The organism is Undibacterium sp. SXout20W, assembly GCF_049340285.1.
GTDB lineage: Bacteria > Pseudomonadota > Gammaproteobacteria > Burkholderiales > Burkholderiaceae_D > Undibacterium.
This window is the reverse complement of record NZ_JBMPPH010000001.1, coordinates 52,571-65,385: the sequence shown is the minus strand read 5'-3', so window position 1 is coordinate 65,385 and position 12,815 is coordinate 52,571. Positions and strand designations below refer to the sequence as shown.

General features: G+C 47.4%; 14 protein-coding genes and 1 riboswitch. Of the genes, 7 read left to right on the top strand and 7 right to left on the bottom strand.

Features of this window, described 5'->3' with window-relative positions:
- Positions 1–73: 73 nt before the first annotated feature.
- A complete protein-coding gene (locus ACO0K1_RS00300; RefSeq protein ID WP_423021832.1) occupies positions 74–841 on the top strand; it encodes a substrate-binding periplasmic protein in 768 nt (255 codons plus the stop codon).
- Here the strand turns inward: ACO0K1_RS00300 and cobA are convergent.
- The 7 genes from cobA to ACO0K1_RS00265 all read right to left on the bottom strand — a co-directional run bounded on the left by cobA (position 838) and on the right by ACO0K1_RS00265 (position 7,933).
- Positions 838–1,596: a uroporphyrinogen-III C-methyltransferase gene (gene cobA / locus ACO0K1_RS00295; RefSeq protein WP_423021831.1), complete on the bottom strand. Its 759-nt coding sequence runs from the start codon at positions 1,594–1,596 to the stop codon at positions 838–840. The two genes, ACO0K1_RS00300 and cobA, sit on opposite strands and share 4 nt — an antisense overlap.
- A 5-nt stretch (positions 1,597–1,601) precedes the next feature.
- Positions 1,602–2,924: a sulfate adenylyltransferase subunit 1 gene (locus ACO0K1_RS00290; protein WP_423021830.1), complete on the bottom strand. Its 1,323-nt coding sequence runs from the start codon at positions 2,922–2,924 to the stop codon at positions 1,602–1,604.
- The gene (gene cysD, locus ACO0K1_RS00285; protein ID WP_423021829.1) at positions 2,924–3,859 is read right to left on the bottom strand and encodes a sulfate adenylyltransferase subunit CysD; all 936 of its coding nucleotides are present in this window, start codon (positions 3,857–3,859) and stop codon (positions 2,924–2,926) included. Before cysD ends, ACO0K1_RS00290 begins: the two co-directional genes overlap by 1 nt.
- Before the next feature lie 169 nt (positions 3,860–4,028).
- Positions 4,029–4,754: a phosphoadenylyl-sulfate reductase gene (locus ACO0K1_RS00280; protein ID WP_423021828.1), complete on the bottom strand. Its 726-nt coding sequence runs from the start codon at positions 4,752–4,754 to the stop codon at positions 4,029–4,031.
- A complete protein-coding gene (locus ACO0K1_RS00275) occupies positions 4,751–5,272 on the bottom strand; it encodes a DUF934 domain-containing protein (protein WP_423021827.1) in 522 nt (173 codons plus the stop codon). Before ACO0K1_RS00275 ends, ACO0K1_RS00280 begins: the two co-directional genes overlap by 4 nt.
- A 27-nt stretch (positions 5,273–5,299) precedes the next feature.
- A complete protein-coding gene (locus ACO0K1_RS00270; protein WP_423021826.1) occupies positions 5,300–7,006 on the bottom strand; it encodes a nitrite/sulfite reductase in 1,707 nt (568 codons plus the stop codon).
- A gap of 153 nt (positions 7,007–7,159) precedes the next feature.
- Positions 7,160–7,933, bottom strand: a complete 774-nt coding sequence (locus ACO0K1_RS00265) for a sulfite exporter TauE/SafE family protein (RefSeq protein WP_423021825.1) — start codon at positions 7,931–7,933, stop codon at positions 7,160–7,162.
- 121 nt (positions 7,934–8,054) lie between these two features.
- Between ACO0K1_RS00265 and ACO0K1_RS00260 the strand changes: the two genes are divergently transcribed.
- The 6 genes from ACO0K1_RS00260 (at position 8,055) to leuE (ending at position 12,759) form a co-directional block, all read left to right on the top strand.
- Complete coding sequence (locus ACO0K1_RS00260) at positions 8,055–8,261, top strand: hypothetical protein (protein ID WP_423021824.1); 207 nt, start codon at positions 8,055–8,057, stop codon at positions 8,259–8,261.
- Positions 8,221–8,383: riboswitch (FMN riboswitch) on the top strand. (Overlaps the previous gene by 41 nt.)
- 109 nt (positions 8,384–8,492) lie before the next feature.
- Complete coding sequence (gene ribB, locus ACO0K1_RS00255; protein WP_423021823.1) at positions 8,493–9,212, top strand: 3,4-dihydroxy-2-butanone-4-phosphate synthase; 720 nt, start codon at positions 8,493–8,495, stop codon at positions 9,210–9,212.
- A gap of 129 nt (positions 9,213–9,341) precedes the next feature.
- Positions 9,342–9,635, top strand: a complete 294-nt coding sequence (locus ACO0K1_RS00250; protein WP_423021822.1) for a hypothetical protein — start codon at positions 9,342–9,344, stop codon at positions 9,633–9,635.
- 208 nt (positions 9,636–9,843) lie between these two features.
- Positions 9,844–10,767 carry a methyltransferase domain-containing protein gene (locus ACO0K1_RS00245; RefSeq protein WP_423021821.1) on the top strand — a complete coding sequence of 308 codons (924 nt, stop codon included), beginning with the start codon at positions 9,844–9,846 and terminating at the stop codon, positions 10,765–10,767.
- 128 nt (positions 10,768–10,895) lie between these two features.
- Positions 10,896–11,888 carry a peptidylprolyl isomerase gene (locus ACO0K1_RS00240; RefSeq protein WP_423021820.1) on the top strand — a complete coding sequence of 331 codons (993 nt, stop codon included), beginning with the start codon at positions 10,896–10,898 and terminating at the stop codon, positions 11,886–11,888.
- A 193-nt stretch (positions 11,889–12,081) separates the two neighbouring features.
- Positions 12,082–12,759 (top strand): leucine efflux protein LeuE, encoded by a 678-nt coding sequence (gene leuE, locus ACO0K1_RS00235; RefSeq protein ID WP_423021819.1) that lies wholly within the window; start codon positions 12,082–12,084, stop codon positions 12,757–12,759.
- The last annotated feature ends 56 nt before the right edge of the window (positions 12,760–12,815 follow it).

Here is a 12,815-nt window from a genome sequence, read left to right as displayed (position 1 = left end):
TTATAGGTATTTTCAAGAAGCGGTAGTTTTGTTGCTGGCACACTTTGCCAGAAAACTCATTTGGGAAAAACACATGTTACTTTCTCGCTTCGCTATCTCCGCAGGTTTTTGTTTTCTGACTTTATTCTCTTTGCATTCTTTGCCAGCGAAGGCAGGTCAGGTTATTGCCGTCGGCGCTGAATTTGCCCATATTTTTGAACGTAATGTCGATGGGGACTATGTCGGTTTAGGTGTCGATTTAATTCGCAGCTTAGCCAAACAAAATGGCGACACGGTTAGTTTTGAAATTTACCCTTGGCGGCGGGCGCAATGGATGGTCGAGAACGGCCATGCCCACATTTTAATTGGCCCCTACAAAACGGCGGAGCGCGAGACTAAATTTGTGTTCGCTCAAAAACCGTTTTTTCAGGACATCATGGCTTTTTACGTGCGCCAGGGGTCGCCTCCTGTCATTTGGGATGGCAGCTACGCGTCACTGCACGGCAGTAAGGTCGCAGTGATTAACGGTTGGGTTTATGGGCCTCAGTTTGAGGCAGTGCGATCCAGTTTAAATGTTGAAGTCGCCAATTCTTTGGAAAATGGACTCAATATGCTGGTTGCTAAACGAGTCGATTATCTGGCCACTAATTTGCGTAATTCTGACGCCTTATTGAACAAAATGGGTTTGGCCTCGAAGGTAGTGACACTGCAACCATTTATTGATCGACAAGATGGCTATCTTGCCTACTGTAAGCAAGCTTGCGACATGCTCAGAAGCCGCTACGATGAGAGCTACGAGCAGCTACGTGTGAGTAATGCCTTGCAAGAATTGGCCCATAAATTCGAGGTGCGATTACCTTAAATTTCGTTTGATTTGGTATTGACCTGCGTTGCTGGGTATGGTGTGGACGTGCGTGCTCGCATTGCTTCACCCATCATGACCAGAACTGGCCCTGTGCTCGCGGCCAGACCTTGCGATAATTGGTGCAAACTAAGCTTCTCAATCCGTTCATCTTCACGGCTACAATTTTCAATCACAATCACCGGCCAATCAGGAGGGAATTGGGCTGCTAACATGCGTTGCGCTGTCAACATGGCTTCTTTACCTCCCATGTATTGCACTAAGGTGTCGCACTCTGGAATTCGGGTATCTGCGACTTCTCCAGGTGCGGTACTGGACGTAAATAATGCGACACTTCTGGCAATACCTCGTTTAGTCAACGGTTGACACACGCTGGCTGCTGCTGCCAGAGCAGTGGTGATGCCTGGCACGATTTCATAGGAGATATTGTAAGATTCGAGGGCGCTTAACTCTTCATCAGCGCGGCCGAATAACATGGGGTCGCCACCTTTCAGGCGGACGACCACTGCATATTGTTTTGCGCAAGCGATGAGTTGCTCGTTGATGTGCTCTTGTGCAGCAGAGCGTTGGCCACTTCTTTTGCCGACTGAGATCTTGACCGCCTGCGGACATAAATCCAGCATTGCCGGCGTCACCAATGCGTCATAGAGAACCGCATTGGCTTGCGACAGCAAACGTGCGCCGCGAACGGTAATTAAGTCCGCAGCACCCGGTCCAGCGCCTATCAGATAAACTTTGCCGAAAGGCGCTGTCATGCGTATTACTCCTCGATGCGTATCATTCCTGCTGCGACTGTCTGGTGAGTGACTTCATCGATCAAAATGAAGGCGCCTGTAGAGCGCAGTTTATCATAAGCGTCCGCAGCTAAGGCCTGTTGCACGCTAAGCGTTACGGTCGCGATATCGTTCAATTTTAAGCTGGTCGCGGGACGCCTTTCCTGCGTGTTAATGTCGAGTAGCGTATCGACCGCTGTCACTCGTGCCGCAACCTGCTTGGTAGTGTGTTTTAACCAGTATTTGCGTCGTACATCCAAAACATCCTCGGACAGCCAGCATAAGTCTGCTTTGACCGTTTTTAACTGGGTCGCCGGACGGTCTGCACCTGCCAACATGTCACCGCGAGAAATATCTAAATACTCGTTCAATAAGATCGTGACTGATTGACCAACGACGGCAGATTCTAATGAGCCATCCAGCGTCAGAATATCTTTGACTGTGGCTGATTGGCCACTTGGCTGAACGATCAGTTGATCACCCTTGCTGACTTTACCTGCTTCAATACGGCCCATGTAACCACGGAAATCATTGGCTTGGTGGCCGTTGTGGCGTGCAACTAATTGCACCGGAAAGCGGAACGGCTCATCATGGCAAGCGTCATAAACGCTCAGTGATTCAAGTAAGTCAATCAGCGTTGGTCCTTGATACCAAGGCATCTTGTCAGTGGCAGTTACCACGTTATCACCCGCCAGTGCTGATAATGGGACGGCATGGACAGTAGTTAAACCAAGTTGATCGGCAAATTTTTTGTATTCTGCAACGATGCGGTCGTACACACTTTGATCGTAATTGACCAGATCCATCTTGTTGACAGCGACGATAACGTGTTCAATCTTCAATAGATGGGCAATCGTCGAATGGCGCTTGGTTTGTACCAACAGGTCAACACTTCCATCGTCGTTCAATTTGACCTTGGAGACGTCGACCAAAATCACGACAGCATCAGCCGTCGAGGCGCCAGTCACCATATTGCGCGTGTATTGCTCATGGCCGGGTGTATCAGCGATGATGAATTTGCGTTTAGGCGTCGCAAAATAACGATAGGCAACGTCAATCGTAATACCTTGTTCACGTTCGGCTTCCAGGCCGTCCGTAAGTAGAGATAAATCGATGGTATCGCCGACGGTACGCTTATGTTTTGCGCGCGAGATCGCATCGAGCTGATCCGCAAAAATGCCTTTGCTATCAAACAGCAGACGACCAATTAGGGTACTTTTTCCATCATCGACAGAACCGGCAGTGATAAAGCGCAACAGCCCGCGTTCTTTGCCAAGGGCGGCGCTGACTTGTTCTTCAATGGCACTCATTAGAAATATCCTTCTTTTTTACGTTTTTCCATCGATGCTTCCGATGTCTGATCATCCATGCGGGTCGCGCCGCGTTCAGTGATTTGGGTAATTGCTGTCTCAGCAATAATAGCCTCGACTGTGGCTGCGTCCGAGGATACCGGGCAGGTGCATGAGATATCACCGACGGTGCGGAAACGAACAATTTGCGTTTCTACCGTTTCACCTTCACGAGGTGGCGTTAAATCGGTCAATGGCACTAACAAACCATTGCGTGGGATGACCTGACGTTCATGGGCAAAATAAATTTGTGGCAATTCCAGTTTTTCGCGCGCGATATACTGCCAGACGTCGAGTTCCGTCCAGTTGGAAATCGGAAATACACGCATGTTTTCGCCGGCATGGACGCGGGTGTTATACAAATCCCATAATTCTGGACGTTGTGCTTTTGGATTCCATTGTCCGAATTCATCACGGAACGAAAAAATACGTTCTTTTGCACGTGCCTTTTCTTCGTCACGACGAGCGCCACCGATACAAGCATCAAACTGATGTTCAGCAATGGTTTCGAGCAAAGTCACAGCCTGCGCCGCATTGCGTGAATCAGTGGCTGGATTGCGCAGACGCACAGTGCCACGTCGAATTGATTCTTCAACAGAACCAACGATGAGCCGCTCGCCCAATTCTGCCACGCGCTTATCACGAAAAGCGATCACTTCCGCGAAATTGTGGCCGGTATCAATGTGGACTAACGGGAACGGAAATTTACCTGGGCGAAATGCTTTTTCAGCCAAGCGCAGCAAGACGATAGAATCTTTACCGCCGGAGAAGAGTAGTGCGGGATTGCTACATTCTGCAGCAACTTCACGCATGATGTGGATGGCCTCGGATTCTAGCCAGTCTAGATGGCGATTGCTCGCGGCATCAATAAAATTTTTTTCTGCGACTGTATTCATAATCACTTCTCGATGTAATCAGCTTACTTACTTAGTATTGCGCTTATTGCTGCATTGATCCGGTTGTGCCGGCTTTAATTATTTACTTCTTACGACTATTTGTTGTTATAACTACATTTTGTTATAACTACATTTTGTTATAACTACATTTTGTTATATCTGCCTGTGGTTACGACGGTTTGTTGATACGAACTAATTTTCCGTCGATAACATGTAAACCACATTCTTTGGATTCTGGATTTTCCCACCACCAGCGTCCAGCGCGGACATCCTCGCCTGGCTGTATTGCACGCGTACAAGGTTCACAGCCAATAGAAGGGTAGCCTCTGTCGTGCAAGGGATTGTAAGGCACATTGTTACTGCGAATGTAGTGCCAGACATCTTCTTCAGACCAATCTGCCAATGGATTAAATTTTTGCATGCCGTGTGCGACGTCGTCTTCTTGCGCGGCTAGTTCTGTACGCGTTGCCGCTTGTGAGCGACGTTGCCCCGTAACCCACGCCTTTTTGCCTGCTAATGCGCGATTTAAAGGTTCAACTTTACGAATGCGGCAGCATTCTTTGCGCATTTCCACGCTGTCGTAAAACGCATTTAAACCATGCTGAGCAACGTAAGCGTCAACGGCGCTGGCCTCGGGTTTATAGAGCAAAATTTCGGTACCATAAGTGGTCTTGACTTTGTCTAACATCCCTAAAGTTTCTGCATGTAAGCGACCCGTTTCCAGCGAAAAAATGCTGATGTTGAGTTTCTCGCGCAAAATCAGATCGGTCAGCACCATATCTTCTGCTGCCAGGCTGGAGGCAAATACGGCCGGGCTAAATTCTTGCGCGATGTTTTTCAGAATGGAACGCGTGATCGCTAGCCGCGATGCAAAGCCATCTTGTTCGATACTCATACCTCTGCCCCGGCACGTTCAGCACGGCGGAATAAGGGATTTTTCTCATCCCAGGACGTTTGGTATTTTTCTGAAAAATCGGTTAATCCTTTGATGGCATCTTGAATATTTTTATCCGCACTGACGGCAAATGCATTGAAGCCAACACGCTGCATGTAAAACAATTGATCGCGCAATACATCGCCAATCGCCCGCAACTCGCCAGTGAAGCCAAAGCGAGAACGTAAGTTATAGGCAATAGAGTAGCCGCGCCCATCCGAAAATTTTGGAAAGTTCACTGCCAGCAGGCTAAAACGAGCGATATCGTCTTTTAAATCTTTGGCCTGTTCGTCGCTGTTAAACCAGACAGCAAGATCGTTACGGCTGATCAATGCGTCGCGTTGCAGTAGCCAGACCTGCAATGGCACGATGACTTTTCCCGCCGGTACTACAACCGCATCCGGTGTCTGATCTTCACTCAGTCGTAAGACGGTCCAATCATCGCTAACGATGGCTTTATCTTTGATAATGTCGGTCATGATTTTTCTTTACTATCGTATCCGGTATTAATATGAAACGACAGAACCAGCGTCTTCGCCATGGTGTTCTGTGGTTTTGATCGGCGTTCCGTAAACAAAATCTTTAAATGGTGCAATACCCAGACGTTGCGTGGTATCGATAAAGCGCTCATTCTCAAGCCGTTCACGAATATAAACCTGAATAATGCGATCAATCACTTCTGGCATTTGTCCCGCGGAAAATGACGGGCCAATGATTTTGCCAATGGCAGACTGATTGCCTTGCGCGCCACCAATGGAGACTTGATACCACTCGCTACCATCTTTATCGACACCCAGAATACCGATATTGCCAATGTGATGGTGGCCGCAGGCATTAATGCAACCAGACATATTCAGTTCGATCTCACCGATATCATGCAGGTAATCCAGATCGTTAAAGCGGTCCGTAATATCCAGCGCGATGGGGATAGATTTGGCATTTGCTAATGCGCAGAAATCGCCGCCAGGGCAGCAGATCATATCGGTCAATAAACCAATATTTGGTGTTGCCAGACCGTGCGCCTTCGCTTCTTGCCAGACGGTGAACAAATCACTTTGTTTGACGTCCGCCAACACCAGATTTTGCTCGTGCGTTACGCGCAATTCGCCAAAGCTAAACTGATCCGCCAGATTGGCGATAAAGTCCATTTGTTCAGCAGTTGCATCACCAGGAGGCACACCTGGCTTTTTCAGAGATAGAACGACAGCTGTATAGCCAGCTACTTTATGTGGCTTCACATTACGTTTGACCCAGTTTGCAAACGCTTTGTTTTGTTCTTTTTGCTGTTCAAATTCAGCATCCTGGGCAGGCAATTGCTGGTAGTCAGGTGAACTAAAGAAGCTCGCAACTCGTTTCAATTCGGCTTCGGTTAAAGTTGCTGGGCCATCTTTGATATCCGCCCATTCTTCTTCAACTTGTTTTGCGAAGACATCCGCGCCGATTGCTTTGACCAGAATTTTAATCCGCGCTTTGTATTTGTTATCGCGACGACCGTATTGATTGTAAATACGCAAGATCGCTTCCAGATACGTCATTACATGCTGCCATGGCAAGAACTCGCGAATTACGCTGCCGAGAATGGGAGTGCGTCCCATGCCGCCGCCAACCATAACTTTGAAGCCAACTTCACCAGCGTCGTTGTGAACGACAGTCAGGCCAATATCATGGACAGCAATCGCTGCACGGTCTTCTTTAGAGCCATTAATCGCAATCTTGAATTTACGAGGTAAATAGGCAAATTCTGGGTGGAAAGTCGTCCATTGACGCAGAATTTCAGCATATGCACGTGGATCAATAACTTCATCCGCCGCGACGCCAGCAAATTCGTCTGACGTAATATTGCGCATGCAGTTACCAGATGTTTGGATCGCATGCATTTCTACTGATGCCAGATGTTCCAAAATTTCTGGTGCATCTTCAAGGTTGATCCAGTTGTATTGGATATTTTGACGCGTTGTGAAATGGCCGTAACCGCGGTCATATTTGCGCGCAATCAGAGCAAATACACGCAACTGTTCTGACGACAACATGCCGTAAGGGACAGCAACGCGTAACATGTAAGCATGACGTTGGAAATACAAGCCATTTTGCAAACGTAAAGGCAAAAATTCTTCTTCGGTCAACTCATTGGCAAGGCGACGGCGAACCTGATCACGGAATTGCGCGATACGTTCTTTGATGATCTGATGATCGTGCTGGTCATAACGGTACATCTTATTTGTCCTCAGTCTGCGCGTTAGGTGCGCGTAATAACGATATGCTGAATAGAAATACGCAAGAAATCTGAATCAATGTTGATTAAGTTTGCTTTAGTTTGCTTTAGTTTGCTTTAGTTTGCATTACTCTGCTTTACTTTACATTTAGAACTAAAAAATCAGTTTAGTGGCGACCAATGTCAAGGTGGTCGCTAGTATGCCGCGCAATAATTTTTCAGGTACTGCCCGAGCCGCCATCGATCCTAAGGTAATACCGGGTAAGGATCCAATCAGCAATGAAATAAGTAATGACCAGTCTATTGAGCCCAGCCACCAGTGCCCAAAGGCGGCGATTGCCGTTAGTGGCACGGCGTAAGCGATGTCTGTTCCAGCAATATGTGCAGCCGACATTCTAGGGTACAACATGACCAATAACGTTGCGCCGATAGCACCAGCGCCAATCGACGAAATCGTGACCAGTGTTCCAAGAACGGCACCTGCAATGACGGTGGCAATTTGTAATTGACGACCTTGCAATTGCTTTTCTGGATGTTGGCTTAACCAGTTCAGCATTTTGCCTTTGAAAAGCAGGGCGATGACAGTCAATAATACTGAGGCGGCAATCGAATACCGGATAACTTGCCCGATTTCTTTATTCAAACTACCAAAATGCTTGAGACTTAATGTGGCTAATATGGCAGCAGGTAGGGCGCCGTAGCAAAGCAAACGAACCACTTGCCAGTCGACCGTGCCGCGTAAGCGGTGCGTAAAGGTGCCGGTAGCTTTGGTGATCGAAGCAAACGCCAAGTCAGTTCCTACTGCAACGGCGGGTGATACACCAAAGAGCAGTGTGAGTAATGGTGTCATCAAGGAGCCGCCGCCGACACCGGTCAATCCGACCAGTGTGCCAACTGCAAATCCCGAAAAAATATAAGTTAAAGTCATGTCACCCCATCTAAAGTAGGATGAATCGTAATGAAAACTGACTATATTCCAAACTACTTAGTATTTATTTGCTTATATGCAGTTTTGATATATGCATAGTTGCTGATGGCTTTTTGGGTCTATGAGAGCGCGTTTCCTCTTAAATCCCGATAGAAATATTGTGCTCCTGAATATGGATATTGAGATCGCGATGGCGATGGCGATGCAGATGCAGATGGCAAATCGTCGTACTGGCGACGCACTTTTCAAAAATCCGTATAATTGTCATGCCGATAATTCGGTAGGTTGTACGTCTTCAGGGCGGGGTGTAATTCCCCACCGGCGGTAAATCTGATTTTTCAGACAAGCCCGCGAGCGCTTGCTTTGACACGTAATGTGTTTTTGGTAAGGTCAGCAGATCTGGTGTGATTCCAGGGCCGACGGTCATAGTCCGGATGAGAGAAGATGCGCCTAACTCAGTTTGCCCAGTTTTTTGCTGCGCGTGCTGGCGTTTGGCTATGCGTTTTTGAAATATCCCTGAAACGTCTTTTGCACTTTTTATTTTGCGGAGCGTTTCAACATGTTAAATAATCATTCTTTTAATTCGATCAAAGCTAATACTTTTGATTCTTCCCCCGTTTCTGTGAATGCCGCATTGGCAGAAAATAAAGAAACTTTTGTCCTTCCTCCTTTTGAACAGCGCTTGCAACGTGCCTTAATGGATTTGCGTGATGGTCGTCCGGTTCTGTTAATGGATGATTTTGACCGTGAAAATGAGGCTGATCTTATTGTTGCCGCCGAAAAAATCAGCATCGAGTCGATGGCTCGCATGATTCGTGATGGTAGCGGTATCGTTTGCTTGTGCTTACCGGATGAAAAATTGCAGCAATTAGATTTACCGCCAATGGTCAGCAACAACGAAAGTCGTTACGGTACTGCGTTCACGGTGTCGATTGAAGCAAAACGGGGCGTGACGACGGGCGTCTCAGCGGCTGATCGTGTGACGACGATTCTGACGGCAATCTCGACAGAGGCGAAACCTGACGATTTGGCGCGACCTGGACATGTGTTTCCTTTGCGTGCGGTAGCGGGTGGCGTGCTACAGCGACGTGGTCACACCGACGGTTCAGTCGATCTGGCGATGATGGCCGGCCTGGCACCAGCGGCTGTTTTATGTGAATTGATGAACCCTGATGGCAGTATGACGCAAGGGGTGGACGTTCAAACGTATGCGCTGACTCATGACCTCGTGATTTTGACGATTGACGAACTTGCAAAATATCGTCATCAACATCCATAATCATCTAAGATGGTCTATGTTAAGCAGGGTGTGCGATTTTTTTGGCATTAACTCTGCTTAATTCTGCAAATTGTCCAAACCATATTTAGGCCAGCTACCCCTGTTGATGCACGAAAGTAAGAGGCAAGAATGTTGCAAACAAAAATACTGTGGTCGCCATGTCGCATTGGTCCGTTGGCGGTAGTATTTTTAACGCAGATGCTCCTTATGCCCGCTGTTGTTGATGCAGCACCTGCGGCTTACTACGTTTGGAAAAGTAAAACTTCCGATGCGCAACTTTGCGCTCAAACTTCGCCAGGCGAGTTCTGGGAAAAGGCGACCGGGCCGTATAAAGATCCCCATTGCGAAAAACTCATTTCGCCCAATTCGTCTTCGCCGCCACCCATCATTATTCTGGTTTCCCCAGCTAAACCACATCAATAGAAGTTTTGATCTTTTTTTGCTTTTAAAGCTTGAATTGACCATGAATCGCCTCGTAGTTCCGCACTTCGTTTCGTTCTTATCTCCGGATAATTGAGTCTGCGAAATATGAAAATTCGTTGCTTATCTGCTTTTGCGCCAGGACTGAATCCCTGTATTTAGTGTTTGTGCAGCAAGTCAGCCATTGAAAAATCGACTAAAAGGAACCGCTATGTTGAATGAGCGCGAAGCAGAGAGCTGCTATCTGGGGCAATTTATTCCACTGCAATACCATCACAATATGTTGATGGATACAAGTCGCATGGATAATTTCAAAGCCGCGATTGAGCGTCAGGTCTTTGAAGGAGCAAAGGTGTTGGAGTTGGGTGGTGGCACCGGTGTTTTATCATGGTTTGCAGCACAAAAAGCGGCCAAAGTGTATTGCGTTGAATTTAATCCTGACATGGTCATTGAGGCGCGCCGCTTGCTGGCAAAGAATGCACATGGGGACAAAGTGGAAGTGATTCATGCCGATGCGTTTGAATATTTGCCACCAGAGCCGGTCGATGTCGTGATTTGCGAAATGATCCATGTCGCCATGTTGCGCGAAAAACAGGTCGAAGTAATTGAGAATTTTAAACAGCGCTATACCGAAAAATTTGGCGGCCCTTTACCGATTTTTATTCCGGAAGCCGTCGTCATGGCGGTGCAACCTTTACAGCAAACGTATGACTTCTGGGGCTATCAAGCACCGATTATTCAGTTTGCAAGACCTGGCGTATTTTCCGCCGATACGCGCGAATTGGCGTCGCCTGCTTTGTATAGCGTGATTGACTTCAATCAGGCGAACGGCCTGCAAATTCAATGGGGAGGAAGTTTCACTATTGAGAAGGCGGGAACAGTCACCGCATTACGATTTGTGACTAAGAATGTTCTCGCCATTTTATTGGAAAATTCTTCCACGATAGAATGGTTGAATGATTATATGTCCTTGCCGGTAGCAGAGCCGATCAATGTGAAGTCAGGGGACATTCTGGAAGTTAGTTTTAATTACCGTGCTGGTGGCGCCATTGCATCACTGCAAAATTCGTTGAACGTCAAATTAAAATCCACGGCAGCAGCCCGGGCGGCGCACTTATCCTTGGTTCAAGCTTAAACTTAGAATGGGCTTTAGTCCGTTGTAAAAATGGCACCTTCGCGGTGCCGTTTTTTTGTCAAAAAAAGACGTGGTCTCGTTAAAAAACTTGTTATAGTTTTATCGTAAACAAATCACGGAGATGAATAATGTCGTTCAATACTAGTTCTCACACAGTGCAAATATTGGGTGTTAAAACAAAACTCAATCACTTATCTTCCCTCGCGGCGATTGGCCTGTTAGTTACTGCAACCGCAGGCAATGCAGCAACGTCGAGCACAGTGGCCAATGTCGTGAAAGAAAATCCACTGAAATCCAGGCCAGCGACGAGCGATATCGTAAAGGCGTCTGGCGCAAACGACTGGCGTGCTGTTGATCCTGACAATACCTTGTATCTTGAACTGAATAGCGGCAGAGTGGTCATTGAACTAGCGCCAGACTTTGCGCCAAATCATGTCGATAATATTCGCAAATTGGTACGTGAGGGCTATTTTGACGGACTGGCAATCGTTCGTTCGCAGGACAACTATGTTGTGCAATGGGCTGATCCAGATGAAAAGCGCGAAGTGAAAACGGCTAAAAAAAACCTGGCGCCTGAATTTACTGTGAAATATGCGCCGAAGTTGGCTTTCAATCGCTTGTTTGATGTCGATGGTTACGCGCCGCAGGTGGGCTTTACCAATGGCTTTGCGGCAGGACGTGATACCAAAAATGGTACGACCTGGCTGGCGCATTGCTATGGCGCGGTTGGTGTTGCACGCGGTAACGAAGTGAATAGCGGCGATGGTACGTCTTTGTATGTCGTCACTGGCAACGCGCCGCGCCAGCTTGATCGTAATATCACCGTCGTAGGACGGGTAGTACAAGGAATGCCATTGCTGAGTGCATTGCCGCGCGGAACTGCTGCGCTTGGCTTTTATGAAAAGCCTGAGCAGAATTCGCCGATCAAAGCGATCCGCATCGCCGCTGACGTACCAGTTGCTGAGCGAACACCATTGGAGATATTTCGCACTGATACACCAAGCTTCAAGGCTGTGTTAGAGGCGCAACGCAATCGTGGTGGCGACTGGTATAAAGTACCGGCAGGACATGTTGATTTGTGTAATGTGCAAGTTCCTGTCCGGGAAAAGAAGGCCGAATAACTTAATCTGCTTGCTGAGGCAATGCAATGGAAGCAACGTGAATTTTTTCTCGTTGCTTCCCTTTTGTTTGCCAGCTCGATGATGGCAAGGTTCTTTAAGTGGTGGCGATGGACATTGTCTCGGCGGATGACAATCAATACGTAAGGCTGTTATCATCAACGTCCGCTGTTATTTTTCGCCATTGGTATTTCACATGAATGCTCTGATTCACGCCACGTTTGGCGTTTCCGATTTTTGGACTTTTTTCTTTGGCACAATTTTTATTGTGTTATTGCCCGGCCCAAATTCTATGTACGTCCTGAGCGTTGCGGCGCAACGTGGTGTCAGGTTAGCTTATCAAGGTGCCTGTGGAATTTTTTTGGGTGATTTCATCTTGATGGTTTTGTCGGCAGGTGGCATGGCAGCCTTATTGAAAGCAAACCCGACACTGTTTTATGCAGTGAAATATAGCGGTGCAGCGTATCTGGGATGGATCGGTTTGCAGATGTTGCTGGGCAGTTGCCGTGGTTGGCTCAATGCAAAACAGCAAGTGGTCGTCGATGCTGCCCGTGTGGAGCCGCAGACGTCAATGAGTAAGCCATTTACGAAGGCGTTGATTATCAGTTTGATGAATCCCAAAGCAATTTTATTTTTTATTTCATTTTTTATTCAGTTCGTTGACCCAGAATTTAGCTCGCCTGTGCTTTCTTATGGTTTTTTAGGCTTGGTTTGTCAAATTTGTAGCTTTACGTACCTGACGGTCATTATTTTGGTTGGCGCAAAATTAGCGGATGCGTTTCGTCGTCGCCAACGATTGTCGGCCTCACTGTCGGGTGGTGTTGGTGCGATGTTTATTGGTTTTGGTGTGAAGTTGGCGACGGCTACTTTATAGATAATGAGAGTTCATTAAGTAACAAAACGCCCGATGAATTTGTCGGGCGTTTTGCT